This window comes from Stenotrophomonas sp. 82F1 (assembly GCF_056861525.1).
Genome location: NZ_JBSPUD010000013.1, coordinates 63,149 through 79,747, shown reverse-complemented (window position 1 = coordinate 79,747; position 16,599 = coordinate 63,149). Strand labels below are relative to the sequence as shown.

Below are 16,599 nucleotides of genomic sequence, written 5' to 3'. Positions count from 1 at the left end.
GGGAGAAGCTGGCGCACCTTGTGCATGTCTCAAATGAGCCTGTATGCGCAGACGTCCCGATAGTCTGCCGGGCGGCGATCCCAGGTTCAAAAAATTGATCGAAGGCGGGAAGAGCTTCGCCGTGTTGCAAGTGGGTACGCCACGCGAGAGCTCGCCCTACTCCTCGTTGTCAATCGTTGCATCAGCTCAACAGAGCTTTTCAATGCCATGCGAAAGACAGATGCAGCGCGGGACGGTGAGTCACAGAATTCCGTCCAAATCACAGGTTTTCGGTCAGACGATGCACTGGCTGAAGCTGAATATGCTTGATATCGCACCGATCAATAAGGCTAAGCCACCTGTCTTTAGGATTCTGCTGATTTCTCTAGAGGTGCCAGATGGCGAGGATGGTCCTATCCGGACAAACCGGAACCATGGCTCCCCCTCTACTTCGCGCTGCAGTCTACGCAGCTCCTGGGAAAATCTGATGAACTTTGTCTACAAGCTGATCTTCAATACATCAACTGGAACATGGGCTGTTGCCCATGAGCTTACGGCTTCTCGCGGCAAGAAGAGCCGCACTCGACTGGCTGCAGCAATGGCCATCGTGCTTGCACTGCCGGCGGGATCCGCGATGGCCGCAGAATCGCCCGGTCAGCTCGAATGCGAGAATGGAGACGTCATCGCCATTGGCAATGATGAGTGCCAGCCTTCGCCTTCTGCGCGACAGGGTTCCCGTGCCATTAGCGTCTTCAACACCTCGTTGGATGGCGGCACTGTTACCGGCCCGGCCGGTATCGCCGTTGGAAGCTCAGCGGTTGCCGCTGAGAATGCAATTGCGATGTTGCCCGGCGCCAAGGCAGCTCTTCAATCGATCTCGCTTGGCGTTGGTAGCGAGGGCGGCGTGGCGGCGGTCGCAATAGGTACCGGCGCAAAGGGGACTGGCGTTCGCTCTGTTGCAGTTGGCAACGTTGCCAGGGCTAATGCTAATTACGCCACTGCAATTGGCAATGATGCCAGTGTGACCGCCGAAGAGGCGATTGCGATCGGAAATCACTCGGTCGCTAACGTTGCGGGTACGGTTTCGGTTGGTAATGCCACGACAAAGCGCAGCATCGTCAATGTCGATGCCGGAAAACTTGCTTCGGATGCTGCCACTGTGGGTCAGCTGACCCCATTGGTTGCCGGATTGGGTGGAGGTGCCGCCATCGATGCTGTGACCGGTATTGTCACCGGTCCCACCTACAAGGTGGACGGAGAGGATAAGACGAACTTGGGGGACGCGCTGAGCACCTTGGATGCCAACACAACCGCGTTGAAGGCCACGCTTGCCAGTAGCGGCCTGGTAACTGCCGATGGCAAGTCCATTGCGGCAGTTGCGTATGATGTCGATGCCAAGGGCGCTGCCAACTATCGCGCCGTCACACTCGGAAACGGGACTGGTAACGTCACACTGAAGAATGTTGCAAATGGCTCCGCCGACACCGATGCAGTGAATGTTGCGCAGCTGAAAGGCAAAGTGGACAACAAGGAATTCGCAGCAAATTCCCGGGGAACTGTGGGGGCTTCAGCGACGGGCATCAATGGCTACGCCATCGGGCTCAGCGCAAAGGCTGAGGGTGAGGCCTCCGTCGCCATTGGCGCTTCTGCACTTGCGTCCGGATATCACTCGACTGCGATCGGTGTGAATTCCACCACTGCGTCCGGACAAGGCTCACAAACTGCGCTTGGTGACCGGGCGGCTAGCGGCTCAACGAACGCGACTGCGCTGGGCGCGACCGCCAACGCGCAGGCTAGGGGCTCGGTTGCGCTTGGTTATGGTTCTGTGGCCGATAGCGCCGACACTGTGTCAATTGGCAACACCACCACGAAGCGTCGCCTCGTCAACATGGCTGCGGGCACTTCTGATACTGATGCTGTCAACCTCGGCCAGCTGAAGCCGCTGGTGGCGGGGCTGGGCGGTGGCGCATCCATCGACGCAACGACTGGCCTCGTTACTGGGCCTACGTACGTGGTTGACGGCAAAGAGACGAGCAGCTTGGGTGATGCGCTGAGCAGCCTCGATGCGGGCACGATCGCCCTGAAGGAAACGCTGGTCAACAGCGGTGTGGTGGCTACAGATGGAAAGGCAATTGCGGCTGTCAGCTATGATCGGGATCTGAAGGGTGTCACGAACTTCGGCTCGGTGACGCTGGGCAATGGAACCGGTGCCGTACAGCTGAAGAATGTGGCTGCGGGCACCGAGGGTAGCGACGCGGTCAATCTGGACCAGCTGAATACCGCTGTAGCCAGCGCTTCGCCGGCTGAAAACAACTACGTAGCTGGCAAGGGTGGTGGTGTGGCGGCCAGGGCCACCGGCTTCAATTCGCTGGCCCTGGGCATCAACTCGGTAGCTGACGAGGCTAATACAGTGTCCGTTGGCTCGAAGAGCGCTCAGCGTCGTATCACCAATGTTGCCTCGGCGCAGGAAGAGAGCGACGCCGCAACTTATGGTCAGGTCACTGCTCTGGTGGGCAACGCCACCTCGACGACCCAGCGTGCGCTGAAGGATGTCGATAGCCGGCTGTCGGCGTTGACCGCACGGAGTGCCAGGGCCGGTGTTGAGGACACGTTCCTCAAGATCGACGCGCCGGAGGGTTCGGATGCCGCGTACGTGGATCTGAACAACTCCGCAGTCGCTATTGGCGCCTCGTCCAGCTCGATCGGCAGCGCTGCTGCAGCTATTGGCGCTGCCTCCTCCGCCGAAGGTTCGCAGGCCGCAGCAATTGGCGGTGGCTCCTACGCAAAGGGCCAGGGGGCGTTGGCAATGGGCTCGGCCCGCGCAGAGGGGAACAACACTACCGCCTTGGGTAACGGCGCCCGCTCTACGGGCAGCTTCTCTCTGGCTGCAGGTGCCAACGCACGCTCGGCTGGCATGAACGCGGTCTCGCTGGGCAACAGCACGCGTGCTAACTCCGATAACTCGGTGGCCATCGGCACTCTTGCCAACATCGACGTGACGGCCGTCAATTCAATGGCGATCGGGCGAAACGCCAGCGTGGGTGCCGGCGCAACGAATGCCATGTCGCTGGGTAGCAACACGACCAACACGCGTGCCAATACGGTGTCGGTCGGCAGCCTGAACAACGAGCGGCAGATCACCAATGTGGCTGCTGCTACGGCTGACACCGATGCAGTCAACCTCAGCCAGCTGAAGACCATGGTCGGTGCAAGCGGTGGCGGCCCGCTGGCTGTTTCCTACGCTGATGAAACCAAGGCTGGGCTTGCCCTGGCAGGTGAGAACGGCACTACGATCAGCAATGTGAAGGGCGGCGCCGTATCGGCCACCAGCACCGAAGCAATCAACGGCGCTCAGCTGCATGGCAATGCGGCTTCCGTGGCTGCTGCCCTGGGTGGTGGTTCGACCGTCAACGCAGACGGCACCCTTTCGGCACCGAGCTACACCGTTGGCGGCGGCACCCATGCCTCCATTGGCGGCGCGCTGGGCGCAGTTGACACCTCGCTGTCCAATCTGGATGGGCGCACCAATGACCTGGCCGAGCAGTTGGCCAGCAGTGGCCTGGTGGACGAGAAGGGCAATGCCATCGCGGCAGTGACCTACGACCAGAAGAGTGACGGCTCGGCTGACTACGCTTCGATCACGCTGGGCGAGTCGGGCACCGCAGTGAAACTGTCCAACGTGGCCGCCGGTGCCGTGACTGCAACCAGCACTGACGCTATCAACGGCGCTCAGCTGCATGGCAACGCCGCTTCCGTGGCTGCTGCCCTGGGCGGTGGTTCGACCGTCAACGCAGACGGCACCCTTTCGGCACCGAGCTACACCGTTGGCGGCGGCACCCATGCCTCCATTGGCGGCGCGCTGGGCGCAGTTGACACCTCGCTGTCCAATCTGGATGGGCGCACCAATGACCTGGCCGAGCAGTTGGCCGGCAGTGGCTTGGTGGACGAGAAGGGCAATGCCATCGCGGCAGTGACCTACGATCAGAAGGAGGACGGCTCGGCTGACTACGCTTCGATCACGCTGGGCGAGTCGGGCACCGCAGTGAAGCTGTCCAACGTGGCCGCCGGTGCCGTGACTGCCACCAGCACTGACGCCATCAACGGCGCTCAGCTGCATGGCAACGCCGCTTCCGTGGCTGCTGCCCTGGGCGGTGGTTCGACCGTCAACGCAGACGGCACCCTTTCGGCACCGAGCTACACCGTTGGCGGCGGCACCCATGCCTCCATTGGCGGCGCGCTGGGCGCAGTTGACACCTCGCTGTCCAATCTGGATGGGCGCACCAATGACCTGGCCGAGCAGTTGGCCGGCAGTGGCTTGGTGGACGAGAAGGGCAATGCCATCGCGGCAGTGACCTACGATCAGAAGGAGGACGGCTCGGCTGACTACGCTTCGATCACGCTGGGCGAGTCGGGCACCGCAGTGAAGCTGTCCAACGTGGCTGCTGGTGCCGTGACTGCCACCAGCACTGACGCCATCAACGGCGCTCAGCTGCATGGCAACGCCGCTTCCGTGGCTGCTGCCCTGGGTGGTGGTTCGACCGTCAATGCAGATGGCACCCTTTCGGCACCGAGCTACACCGTTAGCGGCAGCAATCATGCTTCCATCGGCGGTGCGCTGGGCGCGGTTGACACCTCGCTGTCCAATCTGGATGGCCGCACCAATGACCTGGCCGAGCAGTTGGCCGGCAGTGGCCTGGTGGACGAGAAGGGCAATGCCATCGCGGCAGTGACCTACGATCAGAAGGAGGACGGCTCGACCGACTACGCTTCGGTCACGCTGGGTGACTCCGACACCGCCGTGAAGCTGTCCAACGTGGCCGCTGGTGCCGTGAATGCCACCAGCACTGACGCCATCAACGGCGCTCAGCTGCACGGCAATGCGGCTTCCGTGGCTGCGGCCCTGGGTGGTGGTTCGACCGTCAATGCAGATGGCACCCTTTCGGCACCGAGCTACAGCGTTGGCGGCAGCACTCATGCCTCCATCGGCGGCGCCCTGGGCGCGGTTGACACCTCGCTGTCCAATCTGGATGGCCGTACCAATGACCTGGCCGAACAGTTGGCCGGCAGTGGCCTGATGGACGAGAAGGGCAATGCTATCGCGGCGGTGACCTACGACCAGAAGAGTGACGGTTCGACCGACTACGCTTCGATCACGCTGGGCGAGTCGGGCACCCCGGTGAAGCTGTCCAACGTGGCCGCCGGTGCCGTGACTGCAACCAGCACTGACGCCATCAACGGCGCTCAGCTGCATGGCAACGCCGCTTCCGTGGCTGCTGCCCTGGGTGGTGGTTCGACCGTCAATGCAGACGGCACCCTCTCCGCGCCCAGCTATACCGTGGGCAGTGTCAAGCACGGTGACGTGGGTAGTGCCTTTGGCGCGGTCAACACTTCGCTGGATGACTTGGACGGACGTACCAAGCAGCTGGACGAAAAGATCGCCAACACTGGGCTGGTGGATGACAAGGGGAACGCATTGGCCGCTGTTGTGTACGGCCAGAACGCGGACGGCTCCACCAACTATGGCTCGGTGACCCTGGGCAGCGCCGCTGGGAGTGCACCCGTGCGGCTGAAGAACCTGGCTGCCGGCGTGGATGCCACTGACGCGGTCAACGTCAGTCAGCTGACCGCTGCAACGACCAACCCATGGTTCAGTGGCAAGGGTGGCGGTACGGCGGCCAAGGCAAACGGGTTTGGTTCGGTAGCCATCGGCATCAACTCGGTCGCTGACGGGAACAACGTCGTGTCTGTCGGCAGCGCCAACCTGCAGCGTCGCATCACCAACGTCGCTGGCGGTGAAGACGACAACGATGCAGCTACCTACGGCCAGCTGGTTTCGATGGTGTCCACCCAGAGCACCCGTACCCAGAGCGCGCTGAAGGATGTGAGCACCCGGGTTGCCGCGCTGGATGCGCGAGGCACTGTGGACGACTCGTTCCTCAAGATCGATGCGCCGGAAGGCTCCGACGCGGCGTTCGTTGATCTGAACAACTCCGCTGTTGCTATTGGTGCCTCGAGCAGCGCCATCGGCAGTACTGCAACTGCCATCGGCGCGACCGCTCATGCCCAGGGCTCACAGGCTGCTGCGATCGGTGGCAACTCGTTTGCCGAAGGACAAGGTGCGCTTGCAATGGGCTCGGCCCGCGCGGAAGGGAACAACACTACCGCCCTGGGTAACGGCGCCCGTTCCACCGGTAGCTTCTCCCTCGCAGCCGGTTCCAACGCACGGGCGGCCGGCATGAACGCGGTCGCATTGGGCAACAGCACGCGGGCCACCTCTGACAATGCAGTAGCCATCGGTACCCTCGCCAACATCGACGTCACAGCCGTGAACGCCATGGCGATTGGCCGCAACGCCAGCGTGGGTGCAGGTGCAATCAATGCGATGTCGCTGGGCAGCAACACGACCAATACGCGTGCCAATACGGTGTCGGTCGGTAGCCTGAACAACGAGCGGCAGATCACCAATGTGGCTGCCGGCACCGCCGAAACCGATGCTGTCAATTTCAGCCAGCTGAAGAAGTACGTCGGCGAGAACAGTGGCAGTGGTGGCGCAGCTAATCCGCTGGCCGTGGCCTACACCGATTCGGACAAGGGCACGGTCAGCCTGGGCGGAACCGAAGGCACCACTCTGTCCAACGTCAAGGCCGGCACCGCCGATACCGACGCGGCCAACGTGGCCCAGGTCAAGGGCGTAGCCAGTGCGATCGGCGGTGGCGCCGCAGTGGCAGCCGACGGCACCATCACCGCACCGAGCTTCAGCATCGGTGGCAAGAGCTACAGCAATGTCGGTGATACGTTCGGAGCGGTGGATACCTCGCTGACGGATCTGGATGGCCGTGTCACGGGCAACAGCACCAGCGTGACCAACCTGACCAAGCAGTACGAAGCACTTTCGGCGGGCACCAGTGGTCTGGTTACCTTCGATGCGTCGTCCAGCACGGTCAAGGTAGCGTCGGCTCAGGCAGGTAGCACGGTGGATTTCGCCAACAGCGACGGCGAAGCACGCACGCTGGCCAACGTGTCAGCAGGAACGGCCGATGGTGATGCAGTGAACGTGTCGCAGCTGAAGGGCACCGCAGCGAGTGTTGCCAACGCCCTTGGTGGCGGGTCAGTCGTCAATGCGGACGGTACCGTATCGCAGCCGAGCTACACCGTGGACGGCAAGACGGTGAACAACTTCGGCGATGCCATCACCAACATCGATGAGCGCACCACCAACATCGATAACCGCACCACCGCCAACGCTGCTGAACTCAGCAGCCTGGGCACCACCGTCAGCGACCTCTCCAACGGTACGGCGGGTCTGGTCACCCTCGACAAGACCACCGGCAACGTCCAGGTTGCAACGGCGCAGGGCGGCAGCGTAGTGGACATGGAAGGCACCGAAGGCAAGCGTCGCGTCAGCGGCGTGGCTAACGGCACCGAAGAGGACGACGTAGTGACCATTGCCCAGCTGCGTGCGGCTGGAGCAATCGACCCGGTCAGCGGCCAGACGCTCAGCGTGCTGACCTATGACGGCGCCGACCTGTCGCGTGCCACCTTGGGCGGTACTCATGGCACTGTGCTGGCCAATGTGGCCAACGGCGTCATCGGTACCGGCAGCATGGAAGCCATCAACGGCGGCCAGCTGTTTGAGATGAAGAACGCGCTGCAGGGCAAGATCGACGGACTGGATGGGCGCGTGGGCACTATCGAAAAGGGCATCGCCGACGGTTCCCTTGCGACGGGCAGTGGCGGCAATGGTAGCGGCTCTACCGGTGGAACCGGCAGTGCTGAAGGCGGCTTGGTGGCCCCGGGCGCGGGTGAGGGCGCTGTGGCCATCGGTGGTGGTTCGGCCGAAGGTACGGGCTCGATCAGCGTGGGTGGTGGCAGTTCGGCCGGTGGCAACAGCTCGGTCGGCGTCGGTGGCGGTAGCTCGGCCGGTGGCAACAACTCGGTCAGCGTCGGCAGCGGCAGCTCCGCTGGTGGTACCGGTTCGATCAGTGTCGGCGAAGGCAGCTCCGCCGGCGGTACTGGTTCGGTTGCCATCGGTGAGGGTGCCAAGGCGACCAATGAAAGCTCTGTTGCCATCGGCAGCGGCTCCTCCACCAGCCGTGACAACGAGGTGTCGGTCGGTACGGTGGGTGCGGAGCGTGTCATCAGCAACGTAGCCGCTGGCACTCAGAGTACCGACGCTGTCAACCTGCAGCAGATGGATGACCGCTTCAAAGCCGCTCAGGACTGGTCCAACAGTCGCTTCCAGGCGGTGGACAAGCGTATCGACCGGATGGGCGCCATCAGTGCGGCTTATGCTGGTATGGCGATCAATACAGCCGGCCTGAATGGTGACAACCGCTTGGGCGCCGGTGTTGGCTCGCAGAACGGTCGCACTGCCCTGGCGGTGGGTTACCAGCGCATCCTGGGCGAGAAGAAGAACGTTTCGGTCTCGCTGGGTGGCGCATTCAGTGGCAGCGACCAGAGCGTGTCGGCCGGTGCCGGCTTCAGCTGGTAAGTAGCACTCTGTGAAGATGTAGTGATAAGCCAAGCCCGCGGTCGCAAGACCGCGGGCTTTTTCCGTCATAGGTTGACGCTATGCACTATTCTTATGATTGACGCCTACGTCTGGCCCGAAGAGAGCTGCATGCCCAACGACGCGTCCCCTGTCCGCCTCCTCGCTCGCCGTTCGCTATGGCTACACGGCCTGCTGATCGGGACTATTGTGCTGGCTACGGTGCAGGCCGGGTTGGTACTTTCGAGCTCGCTTCAACTGTTGCGTGAGGAGCAGCAGAAGATCGACTTTCACTTCCGACGCTTATCCGGAGCGCTACACGAGCAGGAGCGCTTCATGGATCGCTGGCGGGGCCGCCAGCAGGGAGCTTATCCCGCAGCTCAGCACACGCCTGGCTTTCTTGATCCCAGCGCTCATCCTGCGGCGTATTCGCCATTTTCCGTGGCGGGCAACGGCAACCGTGCATCACAGGGTGCGCTTGAGCTGGGTACCGCGTTCTCACACTTCTATGGCGCGTTCTGGTCAGATTCGCGCTATCCATCGCCACGCTGCTTGCTGCTGGATGGAACCGGAAGTGAGGCTGTTCTGGTTCCGCACGCATTGACCTCAAATCCCACCGGGCAGATGGTGGAACCCGGGTTGCAGCGAGTGATGGACACAATCCATGCGCAGGCCATTGCCGGTAGCGCTCAGGGGCAGGGCATGGGCTGGCAACGACGTGATCTAGCCGATGGAAGTCGCTGGTTGCTCTCTGTGATGCGTTCACCGCAGGACGCAGTTACATGGGCCGACGGAGCCGGGATGCCAGCGATATCGTGCATGCTAGATGTGGCGCGTCTCGACGACTATCAGCAGGTGCTGGGCGAACCAATCTATGATCGTTTGTCGATTGTGGCACCGGATGGCCAGCTTCTGTACGGACCGGAGGTGGCCAGCCGCGGTAGCCAGAGCAAGCGCTACACCACACGTAGCGCGATTTATCGCATGCGCGACGCAGACGGCTGGCAGGCCGTGTATCAACTGGATTGGGCCCGGCTGCTGGTTCACCAGCGAGGCCCATTGCTGGGCAGTGTGATTGCCGCAATTCTCTTGGCGCTCGGTGGCATTCTGGCCCTGCGCAGCTATCGGCGATCAGTACTGGTGCCATTGCGCAATAACCAAAAGCGTCTACTGGAAAGTGAGGCGTTCAGCCGTACGGTGCTGGAGGCTGCGCCAATCGGGCTGTGCCTGTTGCGGAGCAGCGATGGTACGGTTGTGCTTGAAAATGCTCTGGCCCGGACTTGGCTTGGCGATCAGCACGACGCACCAGGTTGGGGCGGCGCCTGGCGCAGCGATGCGCTGGCGCAGGCCCAGCGTGGCCGTAGCGTCCCCTATCAGACCCCTGATGGCCGACACCTGTTGGTGACTGCCACCCAGGCGCGCTACCGTGGCGAACCGGTGACGTTGTGTCTGTTCATTGACCTAACCTCTCAGCACGAGGCTGAGCAGGTCCTGCAGCAGGCACGTCAAGAAGCCGATCAAGCCAACCGTGCAAAGAGCCTGTTCCTGGCGACCATGAGCCATGAGATCCGCACCCCTTTGTACGGCGTGCTAGGAACGCTGGAGCTGCTTGGTCTAACTGCGCTGGACAGCCATCAGAAAGAATACTTGAGCACTATCCAGCATTCTTCGGCGACGTTGATGCAGCTGATCAGCGACATCCTGGATGTCTCCAAGGCTGAGGCCGGGCAGTTGATTCTGGAGCCCGTGATGTTCTCACCTGCAGAGCTCACTGAGGACGTGCTGCGCTCGTATGCCGCCTCAGCAACGCGCAAGCACCTGCAGCTGTATGCCTGTATTGATGGCGACGTGCCCGACCTGGTGCGTGGCGACGCGGCTCGCATCCGTCAGGTGCTCAACAACTTGCTCAGCAATGCGATCAAGTTCACCGAGGCCGGCCGTGTGGTCGTTCGTCTGCAACTTCATGCATCCGAAGCGCAGTTGCCACGGATAAGTTGGCAGGTTGCTGATACCGGCATTGGTATCCAGAAAACTGATCAGGCGCAACTGTTCGAGGCATTCTACCAAGCCAATCCAAGTGCTGATGCACAGCGTGGTACCGGACTGGGCTTGGCCATTTGCGCGCAGCTGGTTGCGCTAATGGGCGGGGAGCTGCAAGTGGTCAGTGACGTAGGCTTGGGCAGTAGCTTCAGTTTCCATCTCGGCCTTGAGCTCGGCTGCAGCAGTGCGACAGCCTCGGTTCTGAACGGTGCGTTGCAGCCGATCTATGTACGCTCTCCCGCGCGAGAACTCGTGGACAGCCTCTGCGCTCGCCTACAGCGGAGAGGCTTCTTGGCGCAGGGATTGCATCGAGAATCCGAGATTGGCATTGAGCCAGGATCGGTATTGCTGGAGGTCCCCTTGGATAGTGCCATTGGCGCTTGGGATGGTCCGCACGTAGTGGCGCGAACTGGAGGGGGCGATCATCCGCAGCTAGTGGAGGGCTATTGGCTGGCGTCCATGCATCGCCTGGATGCAATCATCGACGCCCTCCTGCTTGCGTCTGGCCACACTCTGCCTCCGCTTGCTGAACCGATCCAGCTCGGATTCCCTGCGCTCGGGTTGAACGTACTGGTCGCCGAAGACAATCCCATTAATCAGATGATATTGCGTGAGCAACTGCAACAGCTGGGCTGCTACGCGGTGGTCGCCTCTGATGGAGATGAAGCTCTGGGTTACTGGCCGAGGCGCAACTTCGATGTGGTCCTTACTGATCTGAATATGCCGCACCTGGACGGATATGCGCTCGCCCAGCAGCTGCGTGGCCGCGGCGTGACGGTTCCAATTTTCGGCGCCACAGCCAATGCGGATCCAGCCGAGCTGCATCGTTGCCGCAGCGTTGGAATGGATGATTGCTTGGTCAAGCCGATTCAGCTTGCCGATCTGTTCCGCTGCCTAGCCACCGTAACCATGTCTGAGAGGTCCGAGCCGGACATCTTATCGGTGTCTCCGCGCATGCAGGCTCTGTTCCTCGAAACCATGCAGACGGATATGGATGAGCTACGCCATGCACTGCGAGGCGAGGATCCGGAGCGAACCAAGCAAATGCTACATCGACTTCGTGGCGCTCTGGTAATGGTGTCAGCGCAGGGACTGGCAGACGAGAGCAAACGGATCGAAGACAGAATCGATGCCGGCGCTAGCATGAAGGAATGCACTGCGGCCATCAACGATTTCTTGGCCCGCTTGGATGTTGCTTTAGCGCAGCTGCCATCATCGCTCACCGATGCGACCGATCCATCTTGAATGCCCAACCGGCTGGAGAAATTTGCAATGAAGACCAAGATCGTCATCGCGGATGACCACCCCATCGTGCTGGCCGGAATCGGTGAAATTATCGACCGAGACCAGCGTTTTGAACTTGTCGGCCAAGCGCAGGATCCGGCAGGGTTGGTCGAATTGGTCCGGCAGCACGCGCCGGATATTGTCATCACTGACTACAGCATGCCTGGCGATGAGCGCTTGGGTGATGGGATCAAGCTGATCTCATACCTTACCCGCAATTTTCCCGAGACCCGAGTGCTGATGTTGACCATGGTCTCCAGTCCGTCCATCGTGGCCGAAATGTATCGAGCAGGTGCCAACGGAGTCGTACGCAAAAGTGGCGACCTGAAGGAGCTCAACACTGCCTTGAACAGCCTGCTTGCGCAGCGCGTGTATCGCTCGCCAGAACTGCCGCGCGAGGACGCTGTTCCGGAGATGGGCGATGTTGCTTCCGCTTCGAATCTGTCGCCACGCGAGTTCGAGGTAGTTCGACTGTTCGCTAGCGGTCAGTGTGTCACTGATATTGCGCGCGCGTTGAATCGCAGTAGTAAGACTGTCAGCACCCAGAAGATAAGCGCGATGCGTAAGTTGGGAACCCGAACCGATCAGGAACTAGTGGCGTTTTGCCTGTCGTCCGATATGTTTGGCTGAGCGCTACATAGCGATAATTTAAGAATCGTCTGATGTTGTAGCAGGCGGGCATTGCCTAATCTGAATTTGCTGATTTTGCAGCAGAACGCATCCCCCGAATGCTGCAGATGCCAGCGTGGTTGCATGGACCAGAGTTTTCTTGTCTGCTTCGCCGCCACGCCGCTGCCTGTCCCCGCAGGCAGCGGCTTTTTAGGCTCTCCGTTACATGGGGGCGCCAGGATCGACTTGCAGGATGATTTGTTATTGGCCGGCGGACCGCTAAAAGGAACGGGGTGAGGATGACGACTGACTGGTCTGGTACGCCCTCTGCGTTGCCAATTCATTCCGCGTAGGCCCTGTTCGCAGCCACTAGACAGGTTCACGTTTAAGCGTGCGGCACTGCACCACGGCGAACAAGCCGATGGATGCAGGCCGATTGTGTCGGCTTATGGCCGGAAGCAGACATCCAATGGGGGGTGCTGCCTGTCTATTGCATCTTGGGATATTCGCTGACCGAGCCAGCGCGATACCCAGACAAGAACATGGGCTGATGCATCAGGCTGGTGGCCGGCCGAGAGCGGTGGCCTGACCTGAAGCAGCGTAGCGTGTCCCGGCTCTAGGATCCGGCGCATATCGCGGACGAACCCAAGTGGGATCACCAGATGCAGCGACGGCTCCAACCTCCAGGCCCAGCGACGACTTCATGCGGATTGCTGCGTCCGATTATGTGTAATCGCGCTGGAATGGAAAATCGCCAAAGCGCGTGCGACATTCCATTTAGAGCGAGCGAAGGGCTGTGAAGTGCCGATCCACTGCCGCGAGGATTGCCGAACTAAGATCCTTCTTGGCCTGCGGCTGCCGCTCCGTCTTGCGCTTACCTGTAACAGAGATGTTTTCGATGCTAAACGAGAACGGCGCATTAGCGACATCCTGGCTTCCTCGAGCTATTTGGAAGTAGTAAACGACCGTGCATTTCCCCTTGATGCCGTCGACCTCATACTTATGGTCTACGGAAATGCGCGTCATCAAAAACGAGCCGTGGTATTGCTCGTCGGCGAGGAGGCTAATTTCATTGAGCTTGTCGCCGTCCATCCGCATGTTACGTATTGAGCCCTCGAGAAGTTTGAGCTCTGGAGGTAGTTCAGCGTTTGCCCGCGCACCATTGGGTTTGAGAGTCAGATCCACAATCTGGCCCGGGTCCTTACCAACGGTGCCAGGACCGGCCAGCCGCAGTAAGAACGTGACATGGTTGTGCCCATCAAAAGAACCCAGCCTGATCTTCACGGGCGCTTCGTCTTTTGAGACGCCAGCGGCCCCGAGCTCGCGCGTTACATGGTTGATTATGAGGTCATTGATGCGGTCGGTTTCTTTCGCTGTATGTGTGGACAGAACATCGAGAACCAGTGAGCCTGCATCCTGGCGGATGGAGATATCCGCCGTGAACAACAATTCTCTATGCAGAAGATCTCGGCTGTAGTCCTCCCGTCTGATCTCATAAGAAACGACGAGATGATTGCGGTCGGACCTCTGTATCGACGGCTCACGGGCGAACGACACCCCCGGGAGGCGCTCGATGCCCGCCACCGTGACAAAGTCTGTCTTGAGGCCTTCAATAACGGCCTGCCAGCGCGCATCGGCTGCGGTCAATGTGACCTTCTGGGGCTGCGCCTTCGGTTTGGCCTCACGGGAGACGCTGTCGTCGAGCAGCTTTCCAATCTCGAAGGGTTGGAGGAGCGTCGTTGAGAGAAATTGGATGAGCTGGGTGCGTTCAGGATTGGCGACAAAAAGCCCCTTCCTGCGGGCCAGGGCGGTAAGGTCACCTGTCGAGATACGATCTCCTGAGAGAAGCACGCGCAATTGTTCGCCAAAGGGAAGCCAAGTCGAGATGTCGACTTTATTGGGTCCGTCAAGCATCAGGCGTTCTCCAGCGCGTTGAGATTGGAGCGAACGTAGCAGAAGGCCAAAATATCGGCCTCTCTGTTGTCAAAAGGCAGCTTTGCCTTTGCGGCGATACTTGCATGTTGCGCAGCGTTATAGTCCGGGAAGCCAATGCGAACCGCTTGGCCCCAACCCCCGGTCAGCGAAAGTGCAAGTGCGATGGAGCGCGTGTACGCCTCCTCATCAAAGTTCTGCCTGACATAGAGGTGGAGTCGCTCACCTTCAGATGTCGAGACCTTCAAAGGCAGCATGTCGGCGACAACTAGCTCCAGGGGCAGAAATCTTCCATGTCGCTCATCGCTTTTGTTGACTAAGCCCGTATCAGGGAAGTAAAAGCGGTATGTGGCGCTCTGCTCACGACCAACATGGTCGAGCGCGCTAAGAATGAAGTTGATGCGTGCGCCGTCGACAAGATGGACATTGTAAATGCAGACTTCATCAAGCGCACGAGCCGTAGCACAAGCTCCTAGTATGTCTCGATCAAAGGAGTCGTTGTGTGAGCTGGTCCAGATGAGTAGGCTGCTGTGCTCGTGACGCCTACGGCCGGCAAACGCCGTGGCGAGCTCGTGGATGGTGATGTCGTACTGGGCGCAGGCGATGATCTCGTTCGCCTCGAGAACAAAGCCTTTGAGCGCACTCTTCAGGTCGCTATCCTTCTCTGAATAGCCGCCGATATTGTTCTTTACGGTGACGTGGACAATGTCAGTCCGGCTTTCATAAAAAGGATTGTTGTAGATGAACACTCGGTCGTCGCCATGAGTGTTCCGCGGATTTCCGCCGGACCCAGTGTGGTTGCCGTCAGTGCACGGAATAGTCAGAGCTTTCAAGTCCTGATGCCATCCGATGGCCTTCAGAAATGACTCGGCCAGCTTCTCGCCATACTCACCGGACTTTTTGGATTGCTCACCGCTCATCGTGGTCCTTCTAGTTTGATGACAATATGGATTGCATCTGTGCCATCCGGATGGCTGATCTCAATGGACGAAGGAGTCACGCCTTTCGAGAAGACAAGGTCGACACCGGGTGAGACGGGCGTGCTGCGAAGCGTCGCGTTCAACGAACGTCTTATCTGACGGACGTCCGCTGCGGTCTCACGGTCAACCTTGTATCCGAGTCCAACCTCAATTTTTTCGGCCATAGCCTCGATTGAGTCTTGGCCGACGAAACTGGCGCCTAAGTCGAGAAGATCATCAACACTAGGCGTTGCTCCGGGAGTAAGTTGGGCGGCAAGGCATGCCTTAAAAACCACCTGCGCTGTCGGATCCTTGAGCTCCGTACTTGCCAGCTTGGCAATACTGCTAACAAAGGTGGTGACGCCCTGGTCGCTCTGGATGGGGACCACCTTCAAGAAGTCCTCAAGCCAGTACCGTGTCCGCGATTTGCCCCGCTCCAAAGCGACAACCGTTCCATCGTGGCCAAATACGAGTGCGGCCTTCTGCAGCTGGCGTGGATCTATCCCAGAAAGTCCTGTGATGGAGAGATCGGTGGTCGCGTCGTCGACCACGAGAAACCGCTCGGTCACCTCTGTTTTGAACAGGCCTAGCACTCGACCACCATCATTCAGCCCCCCTCGCAATTCGAAAAGAACGACGAAGAGGTCGCCACCGGCTACGCCTGGATGCGTCGATTTGCTGTAGAGATGACGCGCGACGGCCCTCGAACTCTCGACGAAATTTTCATCGTCGACGAGAGCGTCAGCTGCAAAACGTCTCACGTCGTTGAGGTCGAGCGTGGATTCATGGGTGAACGCGTAGCGCTCGCCTCCCTCTTGGGTGCCCCTGAGGTAGTGGTCAACCAGAATCGCGTCAACGTCCGGACCGGCGTCAATGGCATCGCTTGACAGCCGCGTCCCTTCTTCCCGAATGCGGTTGCCTACTCGGTGAACGATGAACTTCACCACACGCGCACTGTCGACGCTCATCCTGCTCCTTGCTGTACGCCCCCTGTAGACGTCCATTACAAAAAGGGTACTCGGCCTTCATTACGACGTGCAAGGCCGCTGTGCGAACATCAAGGCTCACCATCGGATATCGTTGATCGATTGAAGGTGCATCTCGGCTAGCGGTTGCGGCTTGAGCGGTGGTCGACATATCCGTTGCGTGGCGCCGAGTTTCTGGCCTAGTTGGATCAAGGGGCACGTCGGCTTGCCGTAGAGGCCAGCAGCGTAGGTACCCAATGACTGTGCCCAGGTTAGACTGGAAATGTCTTCTACCGATTTGGGTGCCAGGAGCGAGAGCCAGGCTGAATGAGCCATTCGGCAT

The 16,599-nt window shown here is 60.2% G+C and carries 6 protein-coding genes; 3 read left to right on the top strand and 3 right to left on the bottom strand.

Annotated elements, in window-relative coordinates:
* Positions 1-43 precede the first annotated feature (43 nt).
* The 3 genes from AC13GI_RS13755 to AC13GI_RS13745 all read left to right on the top strand — a co-directional run bounded on the left by AC13GI_RS13755 (position 44) and on the right by AC13GI_RS13745 (position 12,421).
* Positions 44-8,470 carry an ESPR-type extended signal peptide-containing protein gene (locus AC13GI_RS13755; RefSeq protein WP_482996584.1) on the top strand — a complete coding sequence of 2,809 codons (8,427 nt, stop codon included), beginning with the start codon at positions 44-46 and terminating at the stop codon, positions 8,468-8,470.
* A gap of 93 nt (positions 8,471-8,563) precedes the next feature.
* Complete coding sequence (locus AC13GI_RS13750; protein WP_482996583.1) at positions 8,564-11,752, top strand: hybrid sensor histidine kinase/response regulator; 3,189 nt, start codon at positions 8,564-8,566, stop codon at positions 11,750-11,752.
* A gap of 27 nt (positions 11,753-11,779) precedes the next feature.
* A complete protein-coding gene (locus tag AC13GI_RS13745; RefSeq protein WP_482996582.1) occupies positions 11,780-12,421 on the top strand; it encodes a response regulator in 642 nt (213 codons plus the stop codon).
* Between the two features lie 756 nt (positions 12,422-13,177).
* On the opposite strand, the gene AC13GI_RS13740 is transcribed toward AC13GI_RS13745, so the two are convergent.
* The 3 genes from AC13GI_RS13740 to AC13GI_RS13730 are packed head-to-tail and all read right to left on the bottom strand — an operon-like array spanning position 13,178 to position 16,259.
* The gene (locus AC13GI_RS13740; protein ID WP_482996581.1) at positions 13,178-14,314 is read right to left on the bottom strand and encodes a hypothetical protein; all 1,137 of its coding nucleotides are present in this window, start codon (positions 14,312-14,314) and stop codon (positions 13,178-13,180) included.
* Positions 14,314-15,252, bottom strand: a complete 939-nt coding sequence (locus AC13GI_RS13735) for a PD-(D/E)XK nuclease domain-containing protein (protein ID WP_482996580.1) — start codon at positions 15,250-15,252, stop codon at positions 14,314-14,316. The genes AC13GI_RS13740 and AC13GI_RS13735 overlap by 1 nt, the downstream gene beginning before the upstream one ends.
* Complete coding sequence (locus AC13GI_RS13730; RefSeq protein ID WP_482996579.1) at positions 15,249-16,259, bottom strand: nucleoid-associated protein; 1,011 nt, start codon at positions 16,257-16,259, stop codon at positions 15,249-15,251. Before AC13GI_RS13730 ends, AC13GI_RS13735 begins: the two co-directional genes overlap by 4 nt.
* Between the last annotated feature and the right edge of the window lie 340 nt (positions 16,260-16,599).